Origin of the sequence: Microbispora amethystogenes (assembly GCF_016863015.1) — a bacterium.
Taxonomy (GTDB): Bacteria; Actinomycetota; Actinomycetes; order Streptosporangiales; family Streptosporangiaceae; genus Microbispora; species Microbispora amethystogenes.
In genome coordinates this window covers 1-765 of sequence record NZ_BOOB01000145.1, presented here as the reverse complement: position 1 = coordinate 765, position 765 = coordinate 1, and the positions used below count along the sequence as shown (strand labels likewise).

1 protein-coding gene is annotated in these 765 nt (G+C 66.5%); it reads left to right on the top strand.

Annotated features, from left to right (window positions below; genetic code table 11):
- On the top strand, positions 1 to 765 hold a 765-nt coding region (locus Mam01_RS36085; RefSeq protein ID WP_204289698.1), incomplete at both ends, for a ThuA domain-containing protein.

Below are 765 nucleotides of genomic sequence, written 5' to 3'. Positions count from 1 at the left end.
TTCCGGCACGACTCGATCCCCGAGGGGATCGCGGCGGTGCAGAAGCTCGGCCAGGACAACAACTTCGCGGTCGACACGACCGAGGACAGCGCGGCGTTCACCGACGCCAACCTGGCGCAGTACCAGGCCGTCATCTTCATGTCCACGACCGGTGACCCGGTCAGCACCCAGGACCAGAAGGACGCCTTCCAGCGCTACATCCAGAAGGGCGGCGGCTACGTCGGCGTCCACGCCGCGGCCGACAGCGGTTACGACTGGGCGTGGTACGGCAAGCTGGTGGGTGCGTACTTCAAGCAGCACCCGGCGATCCAGCAGGCCACGGTGAAGGTCGAGGACCCGGCGCACCCGTCGACGACGGGCCTGCCGACGACCTGGACCCGTACCGACGAGTGGTACGACTACCGGGCCAACCCGCGTAACACGGTGCACGTGCTGACGTCGCTGGACGAGAAGTCCTACACCGGCGGCACGATGGGCGCCGACCACCCCAACACGTGGTGTCAGGACTACGACGGTGGCCGTTCGTGGTACACCGGCCTGGGCCACCTGAAGGAGAACTACAGCGAGGCGAACTTCCTCAAGCTGCTCCTGGGTGGCATCAAGACCGCCTCGGGCGCCGTCAAGGCCGACTGCTCCGCCTCGCAGAGCAGCGGCTACAGCAAGGTGGAGCTGGACGGCGACACGTCCAACCCGATGATGCTGGACGTCGCCAAGGACGGCCGGGTCTTCTACATCGACCGGCTCGGCGACGTCAAGATCATCAAG